Below are 23,431 nucleotides of genomic sequence, written 5' to 3'. Positions count from 1 at the left end.
CGTCAGATGCCGCGCACCAGGCGGAAGCCGATGCGTGCGCTGGTGGTGTCCGAATCCTGCGATTGGCGCCAGGCGGCGCGGGTCTGTTCTGGGGCATTGGCCCAGTTGCCGCCGCGGATCACCCGCGAACGGCAGCCGGGGTTGAACCAGGCCACGCCGTCGGACGGGGCACGCCGGTAGCTGGCGTGCCAGCAGTCGGCCACCCATTCGCTCAGGTTGCCGCCCATGTCGTGCAGGCCGAAGGGGTTGGCCTGGAAACTGGCCACCGGTGCCGGGCCCCACCAGCCATCGCCGTAGCCGACGAAGGCGTTGTGCCAGTGGCGGCCGGACGGCGACACATCCTTGCTGCCGGTGAAGTTGCCGCTGCCCTCCGGCGGCAGGCCCGCATCGCCCCAAGGGTAGCGGCCACTGTTGCCGGCGCGCATGGCGTACTCGAACTCGGCTTCGCTGGGCAGCCGATAGGAGCGGCCGGTCTGCTCGGACAACCACGCCGCGTAGTTTTCCGCGTCGCGCACGCTCACGTGCATCACCGGCGAGTTGCCCATGGCCCGGCTGCCGTCGTAATCCGAACGCCAGTCCACGCCGCTGCGGCGGATGAAGTTGCCACTACGCTCGTCGTAGACCACCGAATGGCCACGCCGGGTCGCGCGCGGGCGCGCATTGGCGGCCTTCACGTAGCGCTCGAAATCGCTGACGGTCACTTCGGTGATCGCCATGGCGAAGCCGCGCTCGAAGCGCACGTAGTGCGAGGGCCGCTCTGCATCCGTCGCCCCCGGCTCGGTATCGCCGGCGCCCATCTGGAAGCCGCCATGCGGCACCACGATCATCTGCGGGCCGCGGCCGCCGTCACGCAGCGCATCACTGAACACCTGCCCCGGGCGGAAGCTGCCGTAGTGGGTGGCCAGATCGATGCGCTCGCGCAGCTGCGCCACCACCGCATCCCCTGGCAGGGCGATGCGCAGGGCTTCGGCGAGCTTTTCACGGGCCGGCTTCAGGCCCTGCGGCGTGGTCAGGTCCTGCAGGCCGCCATCGCGCAGCTGGACCAGGGTGGCGGCACGGATCTGCTCGATGCGTTCGAAGGCATCGGCGATGGTCGGGGAAGAATCACGCACCTTGCTGGCCTCGGCCAGCCAGGCACCGGCGCTGGCGAAATCGCGCGCCCGCGCGGCATCCTCGGCGCGGCGGATCAGGCCGCTTTCGGCGGCGGCCAGCCCCTGCCGGGCGCGCCGGTTGTCCTTGTCCAGCGCCAGCGCTTCACGGAAATTGGGAATGGCACCGTCACCATCCTCGCCGATGCGGTCTGCGCGCAGGTCGTCCTCACCGGCACGATTGTAGGCCACCACGCGCTGGGCAGTCTCCACCCGCGCCTGCAGGGCCCGCACCTTGTCGTCCTTCGGCGCCAAGGTCAGCAGCACCAGGGCCTGACGGCTGGCCTCGGCCAGCGCTTCGCGCTGCTGCAGGGGGCGCGCCAGCAGGGCATCGGCCTGCTGCAGCAGGCGCTGCCGGGCGCGCTGCAGGCCGGCACGGGCCTGGCGGTCGTCCGGGTCTTCTTCCTGCACGGCCAGCCACAGCGGAATGGCGGCGTCGGCATCCTCGTACAGATGGTCGCGCGTGAAGGCCTGCTCGGCGGCGCGGCGCAACTGGGCCTGGCTGCGTTGCTGGCGGTCCACCCGCGGCGGCGTCCACTGCTGGATGTCCTCGGCCGCATCGTCACCGGCAATGGTGACCGTGCCCTGCCCCGTATCCTGCGCCGGCGCCTTGTCCGGCTCGGCCACGCGCCCCGGGGCGGCCCCGTTGGCGGGCGCCGACGGCGGCGGCGTGCAGCCGGCCGCGGCCAGGGCCACGGCGATGCACAGCACGGACGACAGCGGAAAACGCAAGCAAGGCCTCCTTCGGCACGGACGCGGACCGACGTTAGGCTATTCTCCCCTGCCTGAGCAAACCCGAGTAGTAGGCCCTGACCCGTGGCAACCTGGATCACCACCCCCGCCGAGCTGGACACATACCGCCAGCAGCGCCCGAGCCGCATCGGCCTGGACACCGAATTCATCCGTGAACGCACGTTCTGGCCGCAGCTGGCGCTGGTGCAGATGGCCGTTGGCGATGACATCCTGCTGATCGACCCGCTGATTCCCGGCATGCCCGAGGCACTGGCGCCGTGGCTGGCCGATGAATCCATCACCAAGGTGATGCACAGCGCCAGCGAAGACCTGGTGGCCTTCAAGTGGACCTGTGGCGTGATGCCGCGCCCGCTGTTCGACACCCAGATCGGCGCGGCGCTGGCCGGCATCGGTGGCGGCATGGGCTACCAGAAGCTGGTGCAGGAAATCACCGGCGTGACCCTGGCCAAGGGTGAAACCCGTTCGGACTGGATGCGCAGGCCGCTGTCCGAGTCGCAGCTGCAGTACGCCGCCGACGATGTCGAGCACCTGTTCGCGCTGCATGATGCGATTGACGGCAAGCTGCAGGCGCTGGGCCGCCAGCAGTGGCTGCACGACGATGGCGAGCGCCTGTTGGCCAGCGTGGCCAACGACGAGGAGCGCTGGCCGCATCTGGCCATGCGGTCCGCGCAGTTCCTTGATGCACCGGCCCAGCACCGCCTGCTGCGCCTGCTGCGCTGGCGCGATGTGCAGGCCCGCAGCAGCGACCGCCCGCGCAGCTGGATCCTGGACAACGAGTTGGCCGCCACCCTGGCGCGCACGCCCCCGGCCGATGCGGCCGCGCTGGGCAAGCTGTTCGAACAGTTCCCGAAGGCGCCGCGCAAGCTGACCGGCGCGGTCTGGCAGGCGCTGACCACGCCGCTGGATGACGAAGCCGAAGCGCCGCTGGCCCTGCAGGCAAGCGATACCAACAAGCAGCTGGTGAAGAAGCTGCAGGACGCGGTGGCCGAGCGCAGCCGTGAACTGGGCCTGGCCGATGGCGTGCTGGCGTCGCGCAAGCACCTGGAAAGCTACCTGGAGCGCCGCCAGTGGCCGGCCGCCCTGGCCGGCTGGCGCCAGCAGGAACTGGAAGCACGCCTGCAGGCACTGCTGCCGGCGCGCTGACCCCGGCTGACAGGCAGGCCCCGGCACTCACTGCCCGCTGCAACGGAAAGGGCGACCCGGATCACCGGGTCGCCCTTTCTGTCTTCACGTTGCGGTGGCAGGACAACCCGCCACCGCCGCAGTGCCTTTACCAGTTCATGTTCAGCGAGACGCCCACGGTGCGCGGTTCGTTGTAGACCGCGGCCATGTAGTTCTCGATCACACCCTTCAGGTTCTTCTCGTTGGTGATGTTGCGCGCGAACAGCGCCACTTCGTAGGCACCGTAGTTGCCGGAATAACCCAGCTTCAGGCCGCCTTCGAAGTCACCCTTGGAATTGAATTCCTTGCTGTCGTACAGCACGAAGCTGGTGTAACCCTGCTTGTTCCAGTCGGTGGACACGAACATGGTGCCGGCATCGCTGACCGGGAAGTCGTAACGGGCAGCGAAGTTCACGTTGTACTTCGGCGCGTTCGGCAGCGGGTTGCCGTCGATCTGGGCGAAGGTGTTCGCGCCGACCTTGATGGTCGGGTCGTTCACGGTGCACACCACCGCGCCGTTCAGCGCGCAGACCTGCGCGTACACGCGCTTGTCCTGGATTTCGCTGTGCAGCAGGCTGACACCGGCGCTCAGGGTCAGGTTCGGGATCGGACGCAGTTCCATGTCGGCTTCAAAGCCGTAGGCCTTGGCCTTGTCGGCGTTGAACAGCACGCCATTGCCGTCCGAATCGTTGCCGTTGAGCTGGATGTCGTTGACCGTGTAGGTGAAGGCGGTGGCGTTCAGGCGCAGGCGGTTGTCCCACAGGCTGCTCTTCACGCCCGCTTCCCACGACAGGATCGTTTCCGAATCGGCGGTTGTGAAGTCGGCATTGAACACGGCCGAACGGCCCTGGATGGTCGGGCCGCGGAAGCCACGTGCCACCTTGGCGTAGACGCTCACGTTCGGGGTGAACTGATACATCGCGCTCAGGTCCCAGCTCGGGGTGGTATCGGACATCTTCACGTCCGTACGGCCCTTGTAGGTCACCGCACCGGCAGCGGTGTCGGCGGTCTTCAGCAGGCGGGTGTGCTTCTCGTCCTTGGTCTGGCGCAGGCCCGCGGTGACGGTGAACTTGTCGGTGAAGGCGTAGCTCAGCTGGCCGAAACCGGCCCAGGAGGTGTTCTTGTTGCGCAGGCGCACCCAGTTGTTCGGGTTGCGGGCGGTGCCCTGCAGGAACCAGGCGCGCTGGTAGAAATCGGTGGTGTCGCTGCCATTGAAGTAGAACGCGCCGGCCTGCCACTGCAGGGCGCTGTCGTCATGGCTGGCCAGGCGGAATTCCTGGGTCCACTGGTCCAGGTCGCGGATCTGGCCCATCGACTGGCCGTAGCCGTTCGGCACGCCATTGACCGGGTAGTTCACCGCCGCGCCGCCATCGGTATCGCCACGGCTGTAGCCGGAGGTGGTTTCGTAGGCGGTGATGGAGGTGAAATCGACCGCACCGAAGTCATAGCGCGCCTTCACCGAACCGCCGTAGGTCTTGTACGCCTGCGGGTTGTTGTCGGCTTCGTCGTAGGCGACCTTGTCGCGCGGCACGTCGGTCTGGTTGGAACCCTTGGTCAGCGCATTGCGCAGGAACAGGGTCGAGGTGCCTTCGTAGTCGCGGGCGTGGGCCGAGGCCAGGATAGAGAACTGGTCGCTCGGGGTCAGCAGCAGCTGCGCGCGCACGTTGCGGTCGTCGAAGCCGCCCATGGCGTTCTTCTTCGGGCTGACCGTGCCATCGGCGCTGGGGCCGGTGTAGGTGTTGTCGACGTAGTCGTCGCGGTGCTGGTACAGGGCCGACACGCGGAACGCCGCAACGTCGTTGATCGGGCCGCCGAAGCCGCCGTCGATCGACACGCTGTTGTAGGTGGCGTAGCTGGCGCTGACGCGGCCGCCGAATTCCTGGCTGGGCTTGATGGTGTCGAACTTGACGATGCCGGCGGTGGTGTTGCGGCCGAACAGCGAACCCTGCGGGCCGCGCAGCACTTCCACCTGGTCCACGTCATAGACCGGGTTGGACTTCAGCACCACATGTTCCAGCACCACGTCGTCCTGGATGATCGACACCGGCTGCGAGGCACCCAGGTAGAAGTCGATGTTGCCCAGGCCGCGGATGTAGAAGCGCGGGAAGATGCGGCCGGTGGTGGTTTCCGCATACAGGCTGGGCACGCGGCCGGACAGGGCCAGCAGGGTGTCATCGCCGCCGGCGGTGAAGTCGCGCATGCGCTCGCCCTGCACCACGCCCACCGACACCGGCACTTCCTGCAGGTTCTGTTCGCGGTGTTCGGCGGTCACGGTGATCGTGTCCAGCGCGGTCGCGGTCGGCGCGTGGTCCTGCGCGGCGGCGCCGAAGCTGGCCGCCAGGGCCAGGCTGGCACAGGCCAGGGCCAGCGGGTGGCGACGGAAGGAAACGGAGGACGACATGCCCGACGAACGGCGGGAATCGGTATGGGAAGGCATCGAGAGCTCTGAGGAGGCATCCGTGCGGCCTGCGCGAGCCGGGCGGTAGAAGAGGAGAACACTGCGCAAGCGTTCATTATCGCCCGAATTGTTACGATTTCGTTGCGCACCCCGTCGCAATCAGCGTCCCGCCCGCTGCGGCAAAGTGCGCAAGCGGGAGGCGGCAACCTGTGCCACCGCCTCCCGGGCCCTGCTCCCCTTACACCATGGCCATTGCCGGGCGCCGCTCCAGCACGAAGCGGCCGGCCGCGTCCTGCAGCGCGCGCGCCTGCGCGCTCATCGACCGGGCCGAAGCCGACGCCTCTTCCACCAGCGCGGCGTTCTGCTGGGTCACCCCATCCATCTGCACGATGCTCTGGTTGACCAGTTCGATGCCGGCGGCCTGCTCCTGGCAGGCATGGGCGATCTCACCCACCAGCCCGCCCAGCTCGGTCACCGAGGCCACCACGTCCTGGATGGTGCGCCCGGCATCGCCGGCCAGCACATTGCCTTCGGCCACCCGCGCCACCGATTCCTCGATCAGCCCCTTGATCTCCGCCGCCGCCAGCGTCGAGCGCTGTGCCAGCGCGCGCACCTCGCTGGCCACCACCGCGAAGCCGCGGCCTTCCTCGCCAGCCCGTGCGGCTTCCACGGCGGCATTCAGCGCCAGGATGTTGGTCTGGAAGGCGATGCCATCGATCACCGCGATGATCTCGGCGATGCGCTGCGAGGCGGCGTCGATCTGCCCCATCGTCGCTTCCATCTCGGCCATGGCCGCGCCACCGCGCCCGGCCACCTGCGCCGCCTCCGTCGCCAGACGGTCCGCGCGGCGCGCGTGATCGGCGTTCTGGCGCACGGCCGAGGTCATTTCCTCGATCGAGGCGGCCGACTCTTCCAGGTTGGCGGCCTGCTGTTCGGTACGGCGCGACAGATCATCATTGCCGGCGGCGATTTCCGCTGCGGCCATGCTGACCGCACCGGCGGCCTGCTGGATGCGGCCGACGATGCCGGCCAGCGACCCCACCGTGGCATTGGCATCCTCGCGCATGCGCGCAAACACGCCCTGCGACTGCCCTTCGATGCGGTGGCGCAGGTCACCTTCGGCCAGGTTGCGCAGCAGGCCCGACAGCGCCAGCAGGTTGTCATCGGCCGTGGCCATCACACTGTTCAGGCCCTGCACCATCTGCTGGAAATCATTGGCGAAGGCCTGCGCATCGCCGCGCACGCTGAAGTCACCTGCGGCCGCCGCAGCAACCAGCCGCTTGATCTCGCCATTGATGCCCTGCAGTTTGCCGCGCACGCCGTTCAACGCCTGCGTGATCGCCAGTTGTTCGCCCGGCAGCACGTCCATGGTCTGCTGCAGATCGCCCTCGGCGTAGCGCTGGACCAGGGCCACCATGCGCTGCTGGGTCTGCAGGTGCGCCGCCACCAGCGCGTTGGTGCCGGCCACCATGGTGCGGAATTCACCCTCGAAGGCCTGCTCGTCGATGCGATGGCTGACCGCGCCTGCCGCATGGCGTTCGCTCATGGTGGCCTGCGCCTGCAGGATCTCGCGCAGCTTGGCGCGCATCTGCTGCAGCGAACCAAGCAGACGGCCGACCTCATCATCACGGCCGGTATCGATTTCGCGGTCCAGGCGCCCGCTGGCGACATCGCGCGCGACCTGCGCCGCCGCTGCCAGCGGACGACCCAGCAGGCGCCGCACCACCAGCACGATCAGCACGACCACGGTGGCCAGCGCCAGCGCCGAGATCAGCGCGATGCGCAGCATCAGGCCGTTGAGTACATCGCCAAGCACCGATTGCGGCTCGAGGCCGAGCACCATCCACTGCCAGGGGCCGTAGCGCTGCGCCGAGGCGAACCACGCCTGCTCGGGGCCACCATCGGCCGGGCGCAGGTGCAGGCGGGCCTGCGTGCTGCTGCCCTCCAGCAGGGCCTGCAGTGCCGGCAGATCCGCGGCAGCCACGCGTTCCTGCAGCAGGTCACCTTCGCCATCGGCGGCAGCCAGCACGCGGCCGCGCGCCTTGCCCTCGCGCGTGTCGACCACGATGAAGCGACCCTCGCGGCCCAGCGTCGCATCGCGCAGGCGCGTCTTCAGCGCGGCCAGGCCCTGCGAGTAATCCTGCCCCACGAACGCGATGCCGGCCACGCTGCCATCGGCCGCGGGAATCGGCATGTAATGGGTCATGTAGTCGGTGCCGAACAGGTGCGCCGGACCGGTGTAGCCCTGCCCTGCGCGCACCCGCGCATAGGCCGGGTTGGCGTGGTCAAGGACGGTGCCCAGCACCCGTTCGCCCTGTGCGTTGCGCAGCGAGGTCGCCACGCGCACGAAGTCCTCGCCGTCACGCACGAACACGGTGGCAACGCCGCCGGTCGCCTCGGCGAAGCGATCCACCTCGGTCGATGTTGGCCCGATTGCCTGCGTGCCCAGGCGCAGAGTCGGCGCGCTGCGGTCCGCCACCTCGATGGGTGTGGCAGCATCGGCCAGCGCCTCGCCCTGCGGCAGCATCGCGCGGAAGGTACCGGCAATACGCTCGGTGCTCTCGCTCAGGCTGCGGTCGTACAACTGCACCGAATCGCGCATCAGCACGGTGGCGGTGTCCAGGCCGGCGCTCACACGCTGCTGGTAGCTGTCGGCGGTGTCGCGGTAGATCAGGATCGCCAGTGCGGCGAAGGCCACCGTGGTGATCGCCACCATCAGCAGCGCCAGGCGGGTTGCGATGGTCAGGGTCCGCTTCGGCGGCGAGGCGGAAAATCGGGATGCAGCCGGGGCCATCATCAGAAGGAATATCCGTGGAAGGGAGCGCGCGAGGCGTCCCCTCTTAACGGCACCGTTCTGGTCCTCTTTACGCCACCCGGCCTAGTCGCTTCGGGTTATTGACAGCGCCAAGCCCTTGATTCACAAACCGTGTTCAGTTTCACCGGGGCGCGGCGTGGCCAGCACGGTACGCGTTCCGGGCATGCCGTCGGCACCCAGCGTGGCCACCGCCAGCAGGTGATCCAGGCGGATGCGGTGCTCACCATCATCCGCGTCCAGCAGCAGGAACTCCTCTTTGCCCTGCGTGCTCAGCGTGGTGCGCGCGCGGGCCACGATGGTGCGGCCATCGGTCAGTTCCACCTGCAGCCGTGCGCGATGCAGGCAGGCGATTTCCAGTACATCGTGCAGATCGCAGTCCAGCGGGCGGTAGTCGGTCATGTGGGGTTCCTCATGGCGAAGCGGATCAATGCGGGTGCGGCAGGGCTTCAGTCGTGGGCGTGCGCGCCGGGCAGCAGCGCAAGCGCGACCTGGACCGAAGCGAGCAGGCGTTCTCGGCTGACCCCATCGCGCGCCTGTACCGAAATGCCGTGCAGGAGCGTGGCGAACAGATCACCCAGCGCCTGCACTGCCGTACCGTCAGACAGCTCGCCGGCGGCCTGGGCCTGCTCCAGGCGAGCGATGATCGCCGCCGTGCGCTGGCGACGATGACTGGCCAGCCAGTCCCGCACGCCTTCGCCATCGGGCGACACGCTGCTGGCCGAGGACACCACCAGGCAACCATGCGGGCGCCCGCGACGGGTGTAAGTCAGCACCGCCTCGCGCAGCATCGAACCGATCGCCTCACGCAGCGTCGCCTGCTCCAGCGCGCGCGGCGCGAAACCACCCTCGCCTTCTTCGTACAGCGCCACGGCTTCGCGGAACAACTGCTCCTTGCTGCCGAACGCGGCGTAGATGCGTGCAGAGGCAATGCCCAGTGCTTCGACCAGTGCCGACATCGACGTGCCTTCATAGCCGTGCTGCCAGAACAGCAGCATCGCCTTGCGCAACGCCTGGTCCCTGTCGAATTCGCGCGGTCGCCCTGCCATCTGCCTGCCTGCTCCAGTGAGGCGCGCAGTGTAACGCGGGTGTTGACCATCGCGAGGGCCGCGCCTATTCTTTGTCGATCGACAAACAACTGGAGCAACACATGCAGACCCTCAAGGGCCCCAGCCTGCACCTAGCGCAGTTCGCCGGCGACCAGGCCCCATTCAACTCACTTGCCGGCATCGCCGAATGGGCCGCCGGCCACGGCTTCAAGGCCCTGCAGATCCCGGCCTGGGACGCACGCCTGTTTGATCTGGCCACCGCCGCCGACAGCCAGGACTACTGCGACGACATCCGCGGCACCCTGGCCGAGCACGGCCTGCAGGTCAGCGAGCTCACCACCCACATCCTCGGCCAGCTGGTAGCGGTGCATCCGGCCTACGATGAACTCTGTGATGGCTTCGCACCGGAAGCACTGCGCGGCAATCCGCGGGCCCGCACGGAATGGGCACAGCAGCAGCTGCACCTGGCTGCCCGCGCCTCGCGCCGTCTTGGGTTGCAGGACATGGGCACCTTCTCCGGCTCGTTCGCCTGGCCCTACCTGTTCCCGTTCCCGCAGCGCCCGCCGGGTCTGATCGATGCGGCATTCGACGAACTGGCACGACGCTGGCGACCGATCCTCGATACCTGCGAGGACAACGGCATCAACCTCTGCTACGAGATCCACCCCAGCGAAGACCTGCATGACGGCACCAGCTTCGAACGTTTCTTCGAGCGCGTCGGCCAGCACGAGCGCTGCCGCATCCTGTTCGATCCCAGCCACTTCGTGCTGCAGCAGCTCGACTACCTGCAGTACCTGGACATCTACCACCCGCTGATCCGCATGTTCCACGTCAAGGATGCCGAGTTCCGCCCCAGTGGCCGACAGGGCATCTACGGCGGGTATGCCGACTGGACCGAACGTGCGGGCCGCTTCCGCTCGCTGGGCGACGGCCAGGTCGACTTCAAGTCGATCTTCTCCAAGCTGGCCCAGTGCGACTACCAGGGCTGGGCGACGCTGGAGTGGGAGTGCTGCCTGAAGGACCAGGAAGCCGGCGCGCGCGAAGGCGCCGCGTTCATCCGCGACCACATCATTCCGGTCACCGACAAGATCTTCGACGACTTCGCCGGTGCACCGATCAGCACCGCACAGATGCAGCAGATGCTCGGCATCGCCTGAGCCCCAACGGAGCACTTCCCCATGACCACGTCCCTTCCCGCTGGCGCCGCCGGCGACGACACCCTGCGCCACCACTACCTGCGCATCGATGGCCAGCGCGTGCATTGCGTATCCGCCGGCCACGGCGAACCTGTGCTGCTGATTCCCGGCTGGCCACAGACCTGGTACGCCTGGCGCCACGTACTCCACGCCCTGGCCGAGGCCGGTTTCGAAGCGATTGCCGTGGATCCGCCGGGCATCGGCGAATCCGACCGCCCTGCCCACGGCTACGACACCGGCAGCGCCGCCGCCGTCCTGCACCAGACCATGCTGGCGCTGGGCCACGGCCGTTACCAGGTGGTCGGCCATGACATCGGCATGTGGATCGCCTATGCACTGGCCAGCGACCAGCCGCAGGCGGTGCGCCAGCTGGCCGTCACCGAAGCGGTGATTCCCGGCCTGGCGCCGGAACCGGGCATCTTCGCTGCACCGGCCGACAACATCTTCCTCTGGCATTTCATGTTCAACCAGGTGGCCGACCTGCCCGAGGCACTGATCAGTGGTCGCGAGCGCGCCTACCTGGAATTCATGTTCGACCGCTGGTCGTATCGCCGCGATGCAGTGGCCGCCGACACCTACATCGCCGCCTACAGCCGCCCCGGCGCGCTGCGCGCGGGCTTCGCCTGGTATCGCGCGATTCCGGAAACGATCCGCCAGAACAGGCTGCGCGCGCAGCGCCGGCTGCCGATGCCCGTGCTGGCCATCGGCGCCGAACACGCCACCGCCGATGCGCCGATGCTGACCCTGCAGCCGCATGCCGACGATATCCGCGGCAGCATCGTTCCGGGCTGCGGCCACTTCATCATGGAAGAAGCGCCGCAGGCGTTCCTCGCGCAGCTGCTGCCATTCCTGCAGGAGGCGCGCCATGCGGCTTGAACCGGAACTGCAGCAGTTCGTCGACGCTGTGGCATCACAGCCATTGCCCGACGATCTGCGGGAACTGCGTGCGATCAGCGAGGGGACGTTGCCGACGCTGCAGGGTGCGCCGCAGCCGGTTGCACGCGTGATCGAGCACACGGTGATCGCACGCGACGGGCATGCATTGGAGGTCCGCCTCTATACACCGCAAGGGCTGCGCGATGGCCCGTCGCCGGCCCTGTTGTTCGCGCATGGCGGCGGCTGGTTCCAGTGTTCGTTGGCGGTCTATGACGGCCCTTGTCGTGCATTGGCCAACGCCAGCGGCTGCGTGATCGCGGCAGTCGGCTACCGGCTCGCGCCGGAACATCCGTTCCCGGTGCCGCTGCACGACGTCACGGACGCCTGGCAGTGGCTGCAGGCCAACGCCGAACGCCTTGGCTTGGACCCGCAAAGGTTGGCGATCGGCGGCGACAGCGCCGGTGGCAATCTGGCCGCCGCCTGCTGCCTGCTGCTGCGCGAGGCCGGCCTGCCGCAGCCGCGCCACCAGCTGCTGCTGTACCCCGCGCTGGATGCCGGCATGGGCAGCGACTCCTATCGCGACTACGCCAGCGGCTACTACCTGAGCGCCGAACTTATGCAGCGGTGCTGGCAGGCCTATCTGGGTGATCGGGCTCCCGCACCGGCGCTGGCCTCGCCGGCCCACGCAGCGGACCTGCAAGGACTGGCGCCGGCCTCCGTGCTCAGCTGTGAGCACGACCCGCTGCGTGATGAGGCCGAGCAGTACGCGCGGCGGCTGCAGGGCGCCGGCATCGACTGCACGTTGCAACGGCTGCCCGGAATGATCCATGCCTGCATCCACCTGCAGACCGTGGCCGCCTCCACCGGCATGGCGGTAGAACGCGCAGGCGCCCTGCTGCGCCAAGCCCTGTGCTGAACCGGCGGGGAGGGCTGTCGGTCCCGCCGGCAGCCAACCCGGCCGGCCGCTTGGCAAGCTCGGGGGGCAGCGCTACACTGGACCCCGCTGTGGGGCCATAGCTCAGCTGGGAGAGCGCGTCGTTCGCAATGACGAGGTCAGGAGTTCGATCCTCCTTGGCTCCACCACTATTCAGAGAAGCCCGTAGATCCCCGTGATCTGCGGGCTTTTTCTTTGGGCCGCAACGCCCCTCGCGCGCCCTCGTGCCGCGGCGATATGATCGGCACGTCGACACCCCTTGAGGATGCACGGATGCATGCAGTCATTCCCCTGCTGGCGCTGGCCGCGCTGGCCGTTTCCGCTGTACCTGCCCACGCGGCCGATTCCGCCGCGACCGACGAGGCGCAGTGGGGCCTGCGCAAGGAAAATCCCGTCGAGGTGTGCCAGCCCATCGGCCAGCACGCTTACCTGGCACGGCTGGTCTGCAGCGACCAGAGCCACCCGCGCTTCGAGCGTGGTGGCAGCGTCGGCAATCGCAATCCCCCCTCCAGCGATCGTGCCGTCCGCGAACGCGAGTTTGAGGCGATGATGACCTTCGCGCCGCTGGCCGAAGGCGCAACGGATTACCACGTCATCGACCGTTACGACGTGCACTGCGGTGAAACCACTACCGCCGTGTACATGGACATGTACCACTGCCCCGCCGCACCGGTGCAGCGCGCGCCTGCCGGATTCACCCTGCAGGACTGAACGGCCAGCCAGCGGCAGCCGAGCACAGGCTCAGTCGGGATCCTGGCTGCCGTCCTTGCGCTGCGGCCGCCGCGAATGGGCATCATGCACCTGCTGGTCATGCTGCCCCGGCCGCTGCTTTGCGACCTCATCCTGCCGACGATCCTGGCGGCTTTCCTCGGCCCCCTCGCGGGCCTGCTGCTGGTTGGGGTTCTGCTTGTCGTTCACGGCGGGGCTCCCACCGGCAACACGCCGGCCTTGCCACGGGACGCTAGCCGCGCGGCAGTGATGCGGCAGTCAGGCCGCCGCGAGCGCCACGTGCAGGGGCAGCGCGTGGCTCAGGCCTGCACGCACTCGCGCACGGCGAACGGATGCCCGCAGGCGCTGCAGGTGGAATGACCGAACGCCAGACCCAGCAGCTGCTCGGCGCGAGCGTCGCCATCGCCGCGCACCTGCTGCATCAGCCATTGCTCGGCCACGCCAACCGGTTCACCCGGCAGCAACGCGGTGACCGCCGTCGGCACGCCGAACACCGGGTCCTCGTGGCAGACATACGGCGCGTCGGCGTCCAGCGTGCAGTACAGATCGGCCGAACAGGCCGCACATTCGCCGGCAATTTCGCCTTCGGCAAGCCGGTCCAGGTGCAGCGACCACGCTTTTTCGCCGCTCAGCCCGAGCCACGCCTGGCGCAGCCCGCCGCGCTCACCATGGCCATCCCCGGACAACGGCACGGCGTCCTTGCCACTGCCCTGCAGGCGCTGCTGCACTTTGCTCCGCAACGCCTGGATGACATCGCCATGCGGCACCAGGCCGGGATCGCCCACCTCCGAACCGGCCACGATGGCGCCGGCCAGCAGCAATGCATCATCGCGGTCGCTGCGTCCGCTCTGCCGCGCGATCGCCAGCAGCACGGGCAGCGCGGCGTGGCTGGCGGTGTACACCGTGCCCTGGTGGCACAGATGCGACCAGGCATCGTTCCAGTCCTGCTGGTGCTGGGGGTCCATCAGCGCCGCCAGCAGGGCGCCCGCTTCGGCGCCGTCGCCATACGCCCCCTGCAATGCCTGCCAGTCGATGGCATGGACGTCGGTGGTCTTTGGCATGTCCTTCCCTGGTCGATGCAACAGAGGCGCAGCATGAACCATCGGCGGCCCGATTGGACAGCGTGCCGGTGGCTGCCCTGCGCGCGCGGCCACACTCGGCACACACCGATGCACGCAGACGCGCTCACGCAGGCGCGCTCAGGTGCGGGTGATCGACACCCCGCCTTCCACGCGCAGTGCGCTGCCGGTGATGAAACTGCTTTCATCGCTGGCCAGGAACAGGGCGGCATTGGCGATCTCCTCTGGTTCGGCCATGCGCTTGAGCGCGTGCAGCGAGCGGACGAAATCGCGCGCCTCTTCCGTGGCCGCCGCCTGGCGCCCCATCTCGGTGTCGGTGCCGCCGGGCAGCAGCACGTTGCTGCGGATCCGCTGCGCGCCGTACTCGGCGGCGATCACCTGGCTCAGGTCGATCAGGCCGGCCTTGCTTGCCGCATAGGCGGCCATGCCGGGGAAACCGACCGTGTGGCCAACGAAGGTGCCGATGAAGACCAGCGAACCGCCGCCGCGCGCCTGCAGGGCCGGCAGCTGCGCGCGGGCGGCATGGAGGCCGGCGTCGAGGTTGGTGGCCATCACCTGCCGCCAGTCGGCGGGGGCCAGCTCGGCCGTGGGCCGGCTGGGGCCAAGCATGCCGGCATTGTTGATGGCGATGTCCAGGCCACCATAGGCCTGGCATGCGGCATCCACCAGTGCCTGCGCGGTGTCGGCCTGGGCCACATCGCCGGCATGCACCACCACCTCGCCACCGCCGGCGCGTATGTGTTCCGCCAGTTCCTGCAGCGGCTGCAGGCGGCGCGCGTTGAGCACCAACCGCGCACCTTCGGCGGCGAAGCGCAGCGCGCAGGCGCGGCCGATTCCCGCGCTGGCACCGGTGATGAGGGCAATCCTGTCGTGAAGGCGCATCGTGCCGTCCTGTGGTTGGGTGGTGCGGCCACGATGGCGCCGCCGCGCACGCCCCACACTCCGTTTCCTGCGCCCCCTACCCCGTGCAGGAACCGGAGTTTCCGATCACCGGCTGCGTGCCAGAATCCGCCCATGGACACGCCCTCCGCACCTCCCGACGCCCGTATCGAGTGGGTCTGCCGCCACCTGCAGGCCTGTGATGAAGCGCCTTCGCTGCAAGCGCCGGCCGAACTGGCCGGCTGCAGCCCCACCGTGCTGCACCGGCTGTTCAAGCAGGCCACCGGCCTGACCCCGAAGCAGTATGCCGCCGCCCTGCGCGCCGATCGCCTGCGCGAGGGCCTGCAGCAGCAGGAACGCATCACCGATGCGTTCTACCAGGCCGGATTCGGCTCCAGCGGCCGCTTCTACGAGAACGCGCCGCGCCTGCTGGGCATGACACCGCGCCGCTGGCGTGCCGGTGGCAAGGGCGAAACCCTGCGCTTCGCCATCGCCGAAAGCACGCTGGGCAGCGTGCTGGTGGCCAGCAGCACGACCGGCGTGGTCGCCATCCTGCTCGGCGATGACCCCGATGCCCTGCTGCAGTCACTGCAGCAACGCTTCAGCCGCGCCGAACTGATCGGTGCCGATGCCGGCTACGAACATCTGGTCGCGCAGGTGGTGGGGCTGGTGGAAGATCCCGCAGGTGGCAGCACGTTGCCGCTGGACATCCGCGGCACCGCATTCCAGCAGCGTGTCTGGCAGGCGCTGCAGCAGATCCCGCAGGGCCAGACCGCGTCCTATGCCGATATCGCCGCGCGCATCGGCGCGCCGCGCTCCAGCCGCGCGGTCGCGCGCGCCTGCGCCAGCAATCCACTGGCGATCGCTGTGCCCTGCCATCGGGTGGTCCGCCGCAATGGCGACCTGTCCGGCTATGCCTGGGGCGTGGAGCGCAAGCGCGAACTGCTGCGCAGGGAAAAGGCCACGGGCAGCTGATCGATCACATCGGCGCGGCCTGCCCTGCCCCCGCAACGCAGGATCAATCACTTGCAGGCGCGCAGACGGCAATGTGAAGGTTTTTTGCCAAAACGCTTGCCGAAGGCGCGCGACCTCCGTAATATGCGCGTCCTCGGCAGCGACCACGCTGCAACGAAACAAGTGGCCGAGTAGCTCAGTTGGTAGAGCAGGGGATTGAAAATCCCCGTGTCGGCGGTTCGATTCCGTCCTCGGCCACCACTTTCGAAGGCCTGCAGAAATGCAGGTCTTTTTTTTCCAGCCATCGCGCCCTGCGCGGTTGGCCAGCCAAACTGGCCGAGTAGCTCAGTTGGTAGAGCAGGGGATTGAAAATCCCCGTGTCGGCGGTTCGATTCCGTCCTCGGCCACCAGTTTGAAGACCTGCAGAAATGCGGGTCTTTTTTTTGTGTCGCTTCCGCCCTCGTTTCCCGTCGCCACATCTGTAGTACGGTCGCTCGCTGAATGCTTGGAGCGACGACGACATGGACGACACCCTTACCCTGCCCCAGTTGCAGCGTTCGCTGCGACGCATGCACTGGATGATCGTTGGCCTCTTCGTGCTCGTGGCTGCCTTGGCTGCCGCCACCACCTGGCTGGCCCTGCAGCGCCACGCTCCGCTGCATGTCGATGCACTGACCACACGCAGGCTGCAGGTGCTGGATGACCGCGGCGTGGTGCGCGTGGAAATCACGCAGGATGGCTCCGAAGACGGCCGGCGCAGCCGCGCGGCCGGACTGCTCATCTTTGACCGCACGGGTGCCGAACGCGGCGGTATATCCACGTTCGACGACGGCAGCGCCAGCCTTGCCCTGGACGCACCCGTAGGTCGGGGCGAGGCGCGCGTGCGTGACCGGGCCGGGCTCCGTGTCGACGCGGACGGCTCATCGCAGCTTCTTCTGACCGACAACCTGACCCGCGGCGTGGTGCGTCTGCGCGCCCAAGGCGAAGGCGGAGGTGGCGTGGACCTGTTCAAATGGGACATGGAAAGGCACATCCTGCAGACCCGCACCCTCAGCCACGATGGCGAGGAACTTAGCCAGGCCCCGTTCGGCCAATGACCACGGTCCGCCCCGTCCCGGCAATGTTCACACCCGGCCACAGCCTCTGGCCTACGCTCGACTGTCACGTCCGGAGCCTGCCCATGCCGATGCGTCTGCGCCCTGCCCTGCTGACCTGCCTGCTGCTGACCGCCGCGCCCGCCCTGGCCGCCGAACCCGTGCGCGCGGTTGAAACCCTGGACATTGATCGCTACGCCGGCCAGTGGCATGAGATCGCGCACCTGCCGGTGTCGTTCCAGAAGCAGTGCGTGGGCGATATTACCGCCAACTACGGGCTGCGCCGCGATGGCCGCATCAGCGTCACCAATGGCTGCCGCAACCGCGACGGTGTGCGGGTGGTGGCCGAGGGCGTGGCACGCCCGGTGGAAGGCCAGCCCGGCCAGCTGCAGGTGCGCTTCGCACCGGACTGGCTGAGCTGGGTGCCGCTGGTCTGGGCCGATTACTGGGTCATCGCGCTGGACCCGGATTACCAGTGGGCCGTGGTCGGCGAACCGGACCGCAGATACCTGTGGATCCTCTCGCGCCTGCCGGACATGGACCGCGGCCTGTTCGAGCAGCTCAAGGCCAAGGCCGAGGCCATGGGCTATGACCTGGCACCGCTGCGGCTGATGGCCCCGCTGCACGACCCCCCCACTCCGCCGGCCGACTGACCACGCACGGACATCTGCATCGCACACGCGGCGGACGGCGGTGCCCGCGCCTGCGGATCGCGCTCCCGCGGTCATGCTCACGCGCTACCCTCTGCGGCGGGTCGCCACAGGCGATCCATTCGACCATACGCCGTAGTATGCTTACTCCACGCACCCCCTACAAAGGACCTGCGCCCATGTTCCACCGCTTCCGTTTCACCTTGATCGTCCTGTGCACCCTGGCCCTGGCTGCTTGCAGCGATGGCATCGTCAAGCGTGTTTCGGAACCGGCGGCCAGCCTGCAGCAGCTGACCGTGCGTGCCGACGGCAACTGGACCGTGGCACTGCGCCTGCAGAACTACAGTTCCATGCCCATGACCTTCGATGATGTGTCGCTGACGCTGACCGTTGGCGATACCGAAGCCGGCACCCTGCAGGCCAAGCCGGCCATTTCCATCGGCGGCGCCTCCGCCGACGTGGTCAACCTGGACCTGGCGCCCAGCTCCGCCGCCCGCCTGGTGGTGGCCGACGCGCTGGCTGGCAACCGCACCCTGGCCTACAGCCTGAAGGGCACGGTGGCGGCCACGCCGCAGGAAAAGAAGCAGCGCAGCTTCGACATCAGCGGCCGCAGCACCCTCAACCAGGCCCCGGGCCTGCCCGGCGTGCTGCGCTGAGTTCCCCCTTTCGCCGCGGCATCGCCTGCCGCGCCCCTTTGTCCTGATCGAGACGTCACCGATGAGCAGCTACACCGCCCCGCTTTCCGACCTCCGTTTCGCCCTGCACGACGTGCTCAAGGTCGAACCGCTGTTCGCCCGCCTGGGCTTCACCGACGCCACCGCCGATGTAGTCGATGCCGTGCTGGAAGAAGCCGGCCGTTTCAGCGCCAGCGTGCTGGCACCGCTCAACAGCGTGGGCGACGAAATCGGCTGCGTGCTCGACCAGGCCACCGGTGAAGTGACCACCCCGCCGGGCTTCAAGCAGGCTTACGATCAGTTCGTCGATGGTGGCTGGACCGGCCTGACCGCCTCGCCGGACCTGGGCGGCCAGGGCCTGCCGCATACCCTGGGCGTGCCGCTGAACGAAATGATCAACGCCGCCAACCTGGCCTGGGGCAACTTCCCGTTGCTGTCGCACGGCGCCATCGAAGCGCTGAAGCAGCACGGCGAGGCCTGGCAGCACGACGCCTTCCTCAAGCCCCTGATCGAAGGCCGCTGGACCGGCACCATGTGCCTGACCGAGCCGCATTGCGGCACCGACCTGGGCCTGCTGAAGACCAAGGCCGAGCCGAACGCCGACGGCAGCTATGCCATCACCGGCACCAAGATCTTCATCACCGCCGGCGAGCACGATCTGACGGAAAACATCGTGCACCTGGTGCTGGCCAAGCTGCCCGATGCCCCCCCGGGCGCCAAGGGCATCTCGCTGTTCGTCACCCCCAAGTTCAAGGTCGACCGCGACGGCAACGTCGGCGAGCGCAACGCGCTGCGCTGCGGCTCGATCGAGCACAAGATGGGCATCAAGGGTTCGGTCACCTGCGTGATGAACTTCGACGGTGCGCAGGGCTACCTGGTCGGCCAGCCGCACAAGGGCCTGCAGGCGATGTTCACCATGATGAACACCGCGCGTCTGGGCGTCGGCCTGCAGGGCATCGGCCTGTCCGAACGCGCCTACCAGAACGCGCTGAAGTACAGCCGTGAGCGCCTGCAGTCGCGCGCCCTGAGCGGCGCCAAGTTCCCGGACAAGCCGGCCGACCCGATCCTGGTGCACCCGGATGTGCGGCGCATGCTGCTGACCATCAAGTCGCTGGTGGAAGGCAGCCGCCTGCTGGCCCTGCACGCGGCCACCCTGATCGACGTGGCACACAGCGCCCAGGACCCCGCCGAGCGCGAGCGCGCCGACACCCTGGTGAGCTTCCTGACCCCCATTTCCAAGGCCTGCCAGACCGAATGGGGCATTGAAAACACCTACAACGCCCTGCAGTGCTTCGGTGGCCACGGCTACATCCGCGAACACGGCATGGAGCAGCTGGCCCGCGATGCGCGCATCACCACCCTGTATGAAGGCACCACCGGCATCCAGGCACTGGACCTGATCGGCCGCAAGACCGCGTCCAGCCAGGGCGCCGGCCTGAAGCTGATGCTGGCCGAGATCGAAGCCTTCGCCCAGGAACACGAAGGCAACGAGGCGCTGGCCGAGTTCATCGCCCCGCTGCGTGCCAAGGCCGCCGAATGGGGCAAGCTGACCATGGACGTGCTGCAGCGCGCGGCCGGCAATCCGGACGAACTGGGCGCGGCCAGCTACGACTACCTGTTCTACTCGGGTTACGTGGTGCTGGCCTACTGGTGGGCCCGCAGCGTGGCCGCCGCCGACGCCAGCGCGCACGGCGCCACCTTCGCCCAGGGCAAGCGCGAAACGGCGCGGTTCTACTTCGCCCGCGTGCTGCCGCGCACCCTGGCCCACGCCGCGGCCATGCAGGCCGGCGCCGCCCCGCTGATGGCCATGGACGACGAGCGCTTCGGCGCCTGAGCGCACGGGGTCAGAGCCCTTTCCTGCGGAAAGGGATCCGACCCCAGCCCCGACACCCCGGTAGATCCACGCCATGCGTGGAGTCCCAGTAGATCCACGCCATGCGTGGAGAGGGGGTCAGAGCCCTTTCCTGCGGAAAGGGATCCGACCCCAGCCCGGCAGCCCCCGGCCCCTGTCTGGAGGAGAGCCCCCCTTTGTTAAGGGGGGGCGCGCCAACGGCGCGGGGGATAGGAGGAATGCGTGGGCACCCCAGCACGCCAGCGGCGGGATGGGGTGCAGAATGTGTGGACCCGAATGTTGACGATTTGCGTATCGCCGACAGGCGATACACAAATCGTCAACATTCGGGTATAAGCTGTTTTCCCGATGGAGACAGACACTACACGCTTGGGTCTGATCGAAGCCGGAGCCTCGATGTCTGCTCCGGGCGCCGCGTCATCGCCCACTGCCAGCCCGCTGCATCGCCCCGGCACCGTCCGCCTGCTCTCGCTTGATGCCCACGGACGCGTCCTGGATTGGATCACCTGGCAGGACGCCGCCTGCCTCTACGCCCGCAATGCGGTGTCCTGGACACTGGGCGACCCGTGCCTGCACATCCACGGCGGCACCAACCGGCTCAGCGGCCTGCAGAGCGGGATGGACCTGCACCCGATCATCGCCGCCCGCGGCCACGCCCGCTCGCGCGCGCCGGACCCCACGCCGAACCTGACCAACCCGGCCCTGTTCGCCCGCGACGCCCACCTGTGCCTGTATTGCGGCCAGCAGTTCAACCGCCCCACCCTGACCCGCGACCACGTCATGCCGCTTTCAAAGGGCGGCCTGGACTGCTGGGAAAACGTGGTGACCGCCTGCTTCCAGTGCAATTCGCGCAAGAGCGACCGCACCCCGCAGCAGGCCAACATGCCCCTGCTCGCCATTCCCTACCGGCCCAGCTGGATCGAGCACCTGATCCTGTCCAACCGCAACATCCTGGCCGACCAGATGGCCTTCCTGAAGGCACAGTTGCCCAAGCGTTCCAAGCTCAGCACCTGAACACCGCCACCGGCAACCCTCACCGTCCTGTCACGGGCGGCGGCGTTTGCTTGCCCCACCCCCGATTGAGGGCGAAAATGGGCGTTCAGAAAAAGTGCGAACACGATGATCGACTCTGCCCGCTATCCCCGCCTCGCGCGTATCCAGACGCCGGATGACCTGCGTACGTTCGACGAATCCGAAATGCGCGCGGTCGCCGATGAACTGCGCGCCTACCTGATCGAATCGGTGGGCAAGAGCGGTGGCCATTTCGCTGCCGGCCTGGGCGTGATCGAACTCACCGTGGCCCTGCACTACCTGTACCAGACCCCGCACGACCAGCTGGTCTGGGATGTCGGCCACCAGACCTACCCGCACAAGATCCTGACCGGCCGCCGCGACGAGATCCACACCGTCAAGCAGAAGGACGGCGTGGCGCCGTTCCCCAAGCGCGAGGAAAGCGAGTACGACACCTTCGGCGTCGGTCACTCCTCCACCTCCATCTCCGCCGCGCTGGGCATGGCCATCGCGCGCCAGTCGCAGGGCGATGAGCGCAAGGTCGTGGCTGTGATCGGCGATGGCGCAATGACCGCCGGCATGGCCTTCGAAGCGCTGATGCACGCCGGCGGCATGGACCCCGAACCGAACCTGCTGGTGATCCTCAACGACAACAACATGTCGATCTCCGAGGCGGTCGGCGGGCTGACCAAGATGCTGGGCCGCGCCACCGGCAGCCGCACCCTCAATGCTCTGCGCGAGGGCGGCAAGAAGATCCTGGGCGACAAGAAGAACAACCCCGCGCGCTTCGTGAAGCGGTGGGAAGAGCACTGGAAGGGCATGTTCGTGCCGTCCACGATGTTCGAGGAAATGGGCTTCCATTACACCGGTCCCATCGATGGCCACGACATGCCCGCCCTGCTGTCCACGCTGAAGACGCTGCGCGCCTCCAAGGGCCCCAAGCTGCTGCACGTGATGACCACCAAGGGCAAAGGCTACGAGCCGGCCGAGGGTGACCAGATCGGCTACCACGCCGTGGGCCCGTTCGATCCGGACAAGGGCCTGGTGGCCAAGGCCGGCGCGAAGAAGCCGACCTACACCGATGTGTTCAGCGACTGGCTGTGCGATGCCGCCGCCGCCGAGCCGCGCCTGTACGGCATCACCCCGGCCATGCGCGAAGGCTCGGGCCTGGTGCGCTTCAGCAAGGAATACCCGCAGCGCTATTTCGATGTGGCCATTGCCGAACAGCATGCGGTCACCCTGGCCGCCGGCATGGCCACCCAGGGCGGCAAGCCGGTGGTGGCGATCTACTCGACCTTCCTGCAGCGCGCCTATGACCAGCTGGTGCACGACGTGGCCATCCAGGATCTGGACGTGCTGTTCGCGATCGACCGTGCCGGCGTGGTCGGCCCGGACGGTGCAACCCATGCCGGCAACCTGGACCTGAGCTTCCTGCGCTGCGTGCCGAACATGGTGGTGATGGCGCCGTCCAACGAAGCCGAGTGCCGGCAGATGCTCAGCACCGGCCTGCAGCACCCCGGCCCGGCGGCGGTGCGCTACCCGCGCGGCAGCGGCACCGGCGTCGATGCCGGCAGCGATCTGTCGACCCTGCCGATCGGCAAGGGCGAACTGCGCGTACAGGGCAGCCGCATCGCCCTGCTGGCGTTCGGCAGCTGCGTGGCCGCCGCCGAACAGGTCGGCCGCGAACTGGGGCTGAGCGTGGTCAACATGCGCTTCATCAAGCCGCTGGACCGCGAACTGGTGCTGGCCATGGCCAAGGGCCACGACGGCCTGGTGACGATCGAGGACAACGTTGTGGCCGGCGGCGCCGGTTCGGCGGTGGCCGAACTGCTCAACGCCGAAGAGGTGCTGCGCCCGATCCTGCACCTGGGCCTGCCCGATGCCTTCCAGCACCACGCCAGCCGCGAAGACCTGCTGGGCGAAGCCGGTATCGATGCCGCCGGCATCCGCGCGGCGGTGCTCAAGCGCTGGCCGCAGCTGGCCAACGGCACTCCGCCCCTGAGCGCAGCGAGTTGAGTAGATCCACGCCATGCGTGGATGAAGCGCCCCGGTAGATCCACGCATGGCGTGGCTCTACTGCATGCCGATCGATCCACGCCGTGCGTGGATGAAGCACCCCGGTAGATCCACGCATGGCGTGGCTCTACTGCATGCCGGCAAATCCACGCCACGCGTGGATGAT

20 protein-coding genes and 3 tRNA genes are annotated in these 23,431 nt (G+C 68.2%); 15 read left to right on the top strand and 8 right to left on the bottom strand.

Going from position 1 to position 23,431, the window contains the following annotated elements:
- Positions 1–2: 2 nt before the first annotated feature.
- Positions 3–1,880 (bottom strand): SUMF1/EgtB/PvdO family nonheme iron enzyme, encoded by a 1,878-nt coding sequence (locus tag ACM2ZB_RS00580; protein WP_416057021.1) that lies wholly within the window; start codon positions 1,878–1,880, stop codon positions 3–5.
- A gap of 84 nt (positions 1,881–1,964) precedes the next feature.
- On the opposite strand from ACM2ZB_RS00580, the gene rnd reads away from it, so the two are divergent.
- Complete coding sequence (gene rnd / locus ACM2ZB_RS00575) at positions 1,965–3,044, top strand: ribonuclease D (RefSeq protein WP_313440979.1); 1,080 nt, start codon at positions 1,965–1,967, stop codon at positions 3,042–3,044.
- 127 nt (positions 3,045–3,171) lie between these two features.
- Here rnd and ACM2ZB_RS00570 read toward each other — a convergent pair whose 3' ends face one another.
- The 4 genes from ACM2ZB_RS00570 to ACM2ZB_RS00555 all read right to left on the bottom strand — a co-directional run bounded on the left by ACM2ZB_RS00570 (position 3,172) and on the right by ACM2ZB_RS00555 (position 9,321).
- Positions 3,172–5,499, bottom strand: a complete 2,328-nt coding sequence (locus ACM2ZB_RS00570; protein WP_313440981.1) for a TonB-dependent receptor — start codon at positions 5,497–5,499, stop codon at positions 3,172–3,174.
- A 199-nt stretch (positions 5,500–5,698) separates the two neighbouring features.
- Complete coding sequence (locus ACM2ZB_RS00565) at positions 5,699–8,257, bottom strand: Cache 3/Cache 2 fusion domain-containing protein (RefSeq protein WP_416057020.1); 2,559 nt, start codon at positions 8,255–8,257, stop codon at positions 5,699–5,701.
- 120 nt (positions 8,258–8,377) lie between these two features.
- Entirely contained in the window at positions 8,378–8,674 is a 297-nt protein-coding gene (locus ACM2ZB_RS00560) for a Rho-binding antiterminator (RefSeq protein ID WP_416057019.1), read from the bottom strand.
- A gap of 47 nt (positions 8,675–8,721) precedes the next feature.
- Positions 8,722–9,321, bottom strand: coding sequence for a TetR/AcrR family transcriptional regulator (locus ACM2ZB_RS00555; protein WP_416057018.1), 600 nt, complete (start codon positions 9,319–9,321; stop codon positions 8,722–8,724).
- Positions 9,322–9,422: 101 nt separating this feature from the next.
- Between ACM2ZB_RS00555 and ACM2ZB_RS00550 the strand changes: the two genes are divergently transcribed.
- The 5 genes from ACM2ZB_RS00550 (at position 9,423) to ACM2ZB_RS00530 (ending at position 13,038) form a co-directional block, all read left to right on the top strand.
- The gene (locus ACM2ZB_RS00550) at positions 9,423–10,478 is read left to right on the top strand and encodes a sugar phosphate isomerase/epimerase family protein (protein ID WP_416057017.1); all 1,056 of its coding nucleotides are present in this window, start codon (positions 9,423–9,425) and stop codon (positions 10,476–10,478) included.
- 21 nt (positions 10,479–10,499) lie between these two features.
- Positions 10,500–11,393, top strand: a complete 894-nt coding sequence (locus ACM2ZB_RS00545) for an alpha/beta fold hydrolase (protein ID WP_416057016.1) — start codon at positions 10,500–10,502, stop codon at positions 11,391–11,393.
- Complete coding sequence (locus ACM2ZB_RS00540) at positions 11,383–12,309, top strand: alpha/beta hydrolase (RefSeq protein WP_416057015.1); 927 nt, start codon at positions 11,383–11,385, stop codon at positions 12,307–12,309. Before ACM2ZB_RS00545 ends, ACM2ZB_RS00540 begins: the two co-directional genes overlap by 11 nt.
- 91 nt (positions 12,310–12,400) lie before the next feature.
- Positions 12,401–12,476 (top strand) — tRNA-Ala (locus ACM2ZB_RS00535).
- 124 nt (positions 12,477–12,600) lie between these two features.
- Positions 12,601–13,038: a hypothetical protein gene (locus ACM2ZB_RS00530; RefSeq protein WP_416057014.1), complete on the top strand. Its 438-nt coding sequence runs from the start codon at positions 12,601–12,603 to the stop codon at positions 13,036–13,038.
- A 30-nt stretch (positions 13,039–13,068) separates the two neighbouring features.
- On the opposite strand, the gene ACM2ZB_RS00525 is transcribed toward ACM2ZB_RS00530, so the two are convergent.
- The 3 genes from ACM2ZB_RS00525 to ACM2ZB_RS00515 all read right to left on the bottom strand — a co-directional run bounded on the left by ACM2ZB_RS00525 (position 13,069) and on the right by ACM2ZB_RS00515 (position 15,017).
- Positions 13,069–13,245, bottom strand: coding sequence for a hypothetical protein (locus ACM2ZB_RS00525; protein ID WP_416057013.1), 177 nt, complete (start codon positions 13,243–13,245; stop codon positions 13,069–13,071).
- A gap of 110 nt (positions 13,246–13,355) precedes the next feature.
- The gene (locus tag ACM2ZB_RS00520) at positions 13,356–14,117 is read right to left on the bottom strand and encodes a hypothetical protein (protein WP_416057012.1); all 762 of its coding nucleotides are present in this window, start codon (positions 14,115–14,117) and stop codon (positions 13,356–13,358) included.
- A 138-nt stretch (positions 14,118–14,255) separates the two neighbouring features.
- A complete protein-coding gene (locus ACM2ZB_RS00515; RefSeq protein ID WP_416057011.1) occupies positions 14,256–15,017 on the bottom strand; it encodes an SDR family oxidoreductase in 762 nt (253 codons plus the stop codon).
- 132 nt (positions 15,018–15,149) lie between these two features.
- Between ACM2ZB_RS00515 and ACM2ZB_RS00510 the strand changes: the two genes are divergently transcribed.
- The 9 genes from ACM2ZB_RS00510 to dxs all read left to right on the top strand — a co-directional run bounded on the left by ACM2ZB_RS00510 (position 15,150) and on the right by dxs (position 23,265).
- A complete protein-coding gene (locus tag ACM2ZB_RS00510) occupies positions 15,150–15,989 on the top strand; it encodes a methylated-DNA--[protein]-cysteine S-methyltransferase (RefSeq protein WP_416057010.1) in 840 nt (279 codons plus the stop codon).
- 164 nt (positions 15,990–16,153) lie between these two features.
- Positions 16,154–16,229, top strand: a tRNA-Phe gene (locus ACM2ZB_RS00505).
- 73 nt (positions 16,230–16,302) lie between these two features.
- A tRNA-Phe gene (locus ACM2ZB_RS00500) sits at positions 16,303–16,378 on the top strand.
- Between the two features lie 111 nt (positions 16,379–16,489).
- A complete protein-coding gene (locus ACM2ZB_RS00495) occupies positions 16,490–17,065 on the top strand; it encodes a hypothetical protein (protein WP_416057009.1) in 576 nt (191 codons plus the stop codon).
- Between the two features lie 89 nt (positions 17,066–17,154).
- A complete protein-coding gene (locus tag ACM2ZB_RS00490) occupies positions 17,155–17,715 on the top strand; it encodes a lipocalin family protein (protein WP_416058596.1) in 561 nt (186 codons plus the stop codon).
- 176 nt (positions 17,716–17,891) lie between these two features.
- Positions 17,892–18,368 (top strand): LEA type 2 family protein, encoded by a 477-nt coding sequence (locus ACM2ZB_RS00485; RefSeq protein WP_416057008.1) that lies wholly within the window; start codon positions 17,892–17,894, stop codon positions 18,366–18,368.
- Positions 18,369–18,429: 61 nt separating this feature from the next.
- Positions 18,430–20,220 (top strand): acyl-CoA dehydrogenase C-terminal domain-containing protein, encoded by a 1,791-nt coding sequence (locus tag ACM2ZB_RS00480; protein WP_416057007.1) that lies wholly within the window; start codon positions 18,430–18,432, stop codon positions 20,218–20,220.
- A 366-nt stretch (positions 20,221–20,586) separates the two neighbouring features.
- Positions 20,587–21,252: an HNH endonuclease gene (locus tag ACM2ZB_RS00475; RefSeq protein ID WP_313441003.1), complete on the top strand. Its 666-nt coding sequence runs from the start codon at positions 20,587–20,589 to the stop codon at positions 21,250–21,252.
- Positions 21,253–21,357: 105 nt separating this feature from the next.
- Positions 21,358–23,265 (top strand): 1-deoxy-D-xylulose-5-phosphate synthase, encoded by a 1,908-nt coding sequence (dxs, locus tag ACM2ZB_RS00470; RefSeq protein ID WP_416057006.1) that lies wholly within the window; start codon positions 21,358–21,360, stop codon positions 23,263–23,265.
- The last annotated feature ends 166 nt before the right edge of the window (positions 23,266–23,431 follow it).

Origin of the sequence: Stenotrophomonas maltophilia (assembly GCF_047782825.1) — a bacterium.
Lineage (GTDB): Bacteria > Pseudomonadota > Gammaproteobacteria > Xanthomonadales > Xanthomonadaceae > Stenotrophomonas.
This window is presented reverse-complemented; position numbering and strand designations above follow the sequence as displayed.

Excerpts from the sequence above, each read along its gene's own strand:
- ACM2ZB_RS00530 (WP_416057014.1), top strand. The coding sequence starts at position 12,601 with ATGCATGCAGTCATTCCCCTGCTGGCGCTGGCCGCGCTGGCCGTTTCC.
- ACM2ZB_RS00510 (WP_416057010.1), top strand. The coding sequence starts at position 15,150 with ATGGACACGCCCTCCGCACCTCCCGACGCCCGTATCGAGTGGGTCTGC.
- ACM2ZB_RS00540 (WP_416057015.1), top strand. The coding sequence starts at position 11,383 with ATGCGGCTTGAACCGGAACTGCAGCAGTTCGTCGACGCTGTGGCATCA.
- ACM2ZB_RS00555 (WP_416057018.1), bottom strand. The coding sequence starts at position 9,321 with ATGGCAGGGCGACCGCGCGAATTCGACAGGGACCAGGCGTTGCGCAAG.
- ACM2ZB_RS00495 (WP_416057009.1), top strand. The coding sequence starts at position 16,490 with ATGGACGACACCCTTACCCTGCCCCAGTTGCAGCGTTCGCTGCGACGC.
- ACM2ZB_RS00515 (WP_416057011.1), bottom strand. The coding sequence starts at position 15,017 with ATGCGCCTTCACGACAGGATTGCCCTCATCACCGGTGCCAGCGCGGGA.
- ACM2ZB_RS00550 (WP_416057017.1), top strand. The coding sequence starts at position 9,423 with ATGCAGACCCTCAAGGGCCCCAGCCTGCACCTAGCGCAGTTCGCCGGC.
- ACM2ZB_RS00475 (WP_313441003.1), top strand. The coding sequence starts at position 20,587 with ATGGAGACAGACACTACACGCTTGGGTCTGATCGAAGCCGGAGCCTCG.
- ACM2ZB_RS00545 (WP_416057016.1), top strand. The coding sequence starts at position 10,500 with ATGACCACGTCCCTTCCCGCTGGCGCCGCCGGCGACGACACCCTGCGC.
- ACM2ZB_RS00570 (WP_313440981.1), bottom strand. The coding sequence starts at position 5,499 with ATGCCTTCCCATACCGATTCCCGCCGTTCGTCGGGCATGTCGTCCTCC.
- dxs (WP_416057006.1), top strand. The coding sequence starts at position 21,358 with ATGATCGACTCTGCCCGCTATCCCCGCCTCGCGCGTATCCAGACGCCG.
- ACM2ZB_RS00485 (WP_416057008.1), top strand. The coding sequence starts at position 17,892 with ATGTTCCACCGCTTCCGTTTCACCTTGATCGTCCTGTGCACCCTGGCC.
- ACM2ZB_RS00560 (WP_416057019.1), bottom strand. The coding sequence starts at position 8,674 with ATGACCGACTACCGCCCGCTGGACTGCGATCTGCACGATGTACTGGAA.
- ACM2ZB_RS00490 (WP_416058596.1), top strand. The coding sequence starts at position 17,155 with ATGCGTCTGCGCCCTGCCCTGCTGACCTGCCTGCTGCTGACCGCCGCG.
- ACM2ZB_RS00480 (WP_416057007.1), top strand. The coding sequence starts at position 18,430 with ATGAGCAGCTACACCGCCCCGCTTTCCGACCTCCGTTTCGCCCTGCAC.
- ACM2ZB_RS00520 (WP_416057012.1), bottom strand. The coding sequence starts at position 14,117 with ATGCCAAAGACCACCGACGTCCATGCCATCGACTGGCAGGCATTGCAG.
- ACM2ZB_RS00565 (WP_416057020.1), bottom strand. The coding sequence starts at position 8,257 with ATGATGGCCCCGGCTGCATCCCGATTTTCCGCCTCGCCGCCGAAGCGG.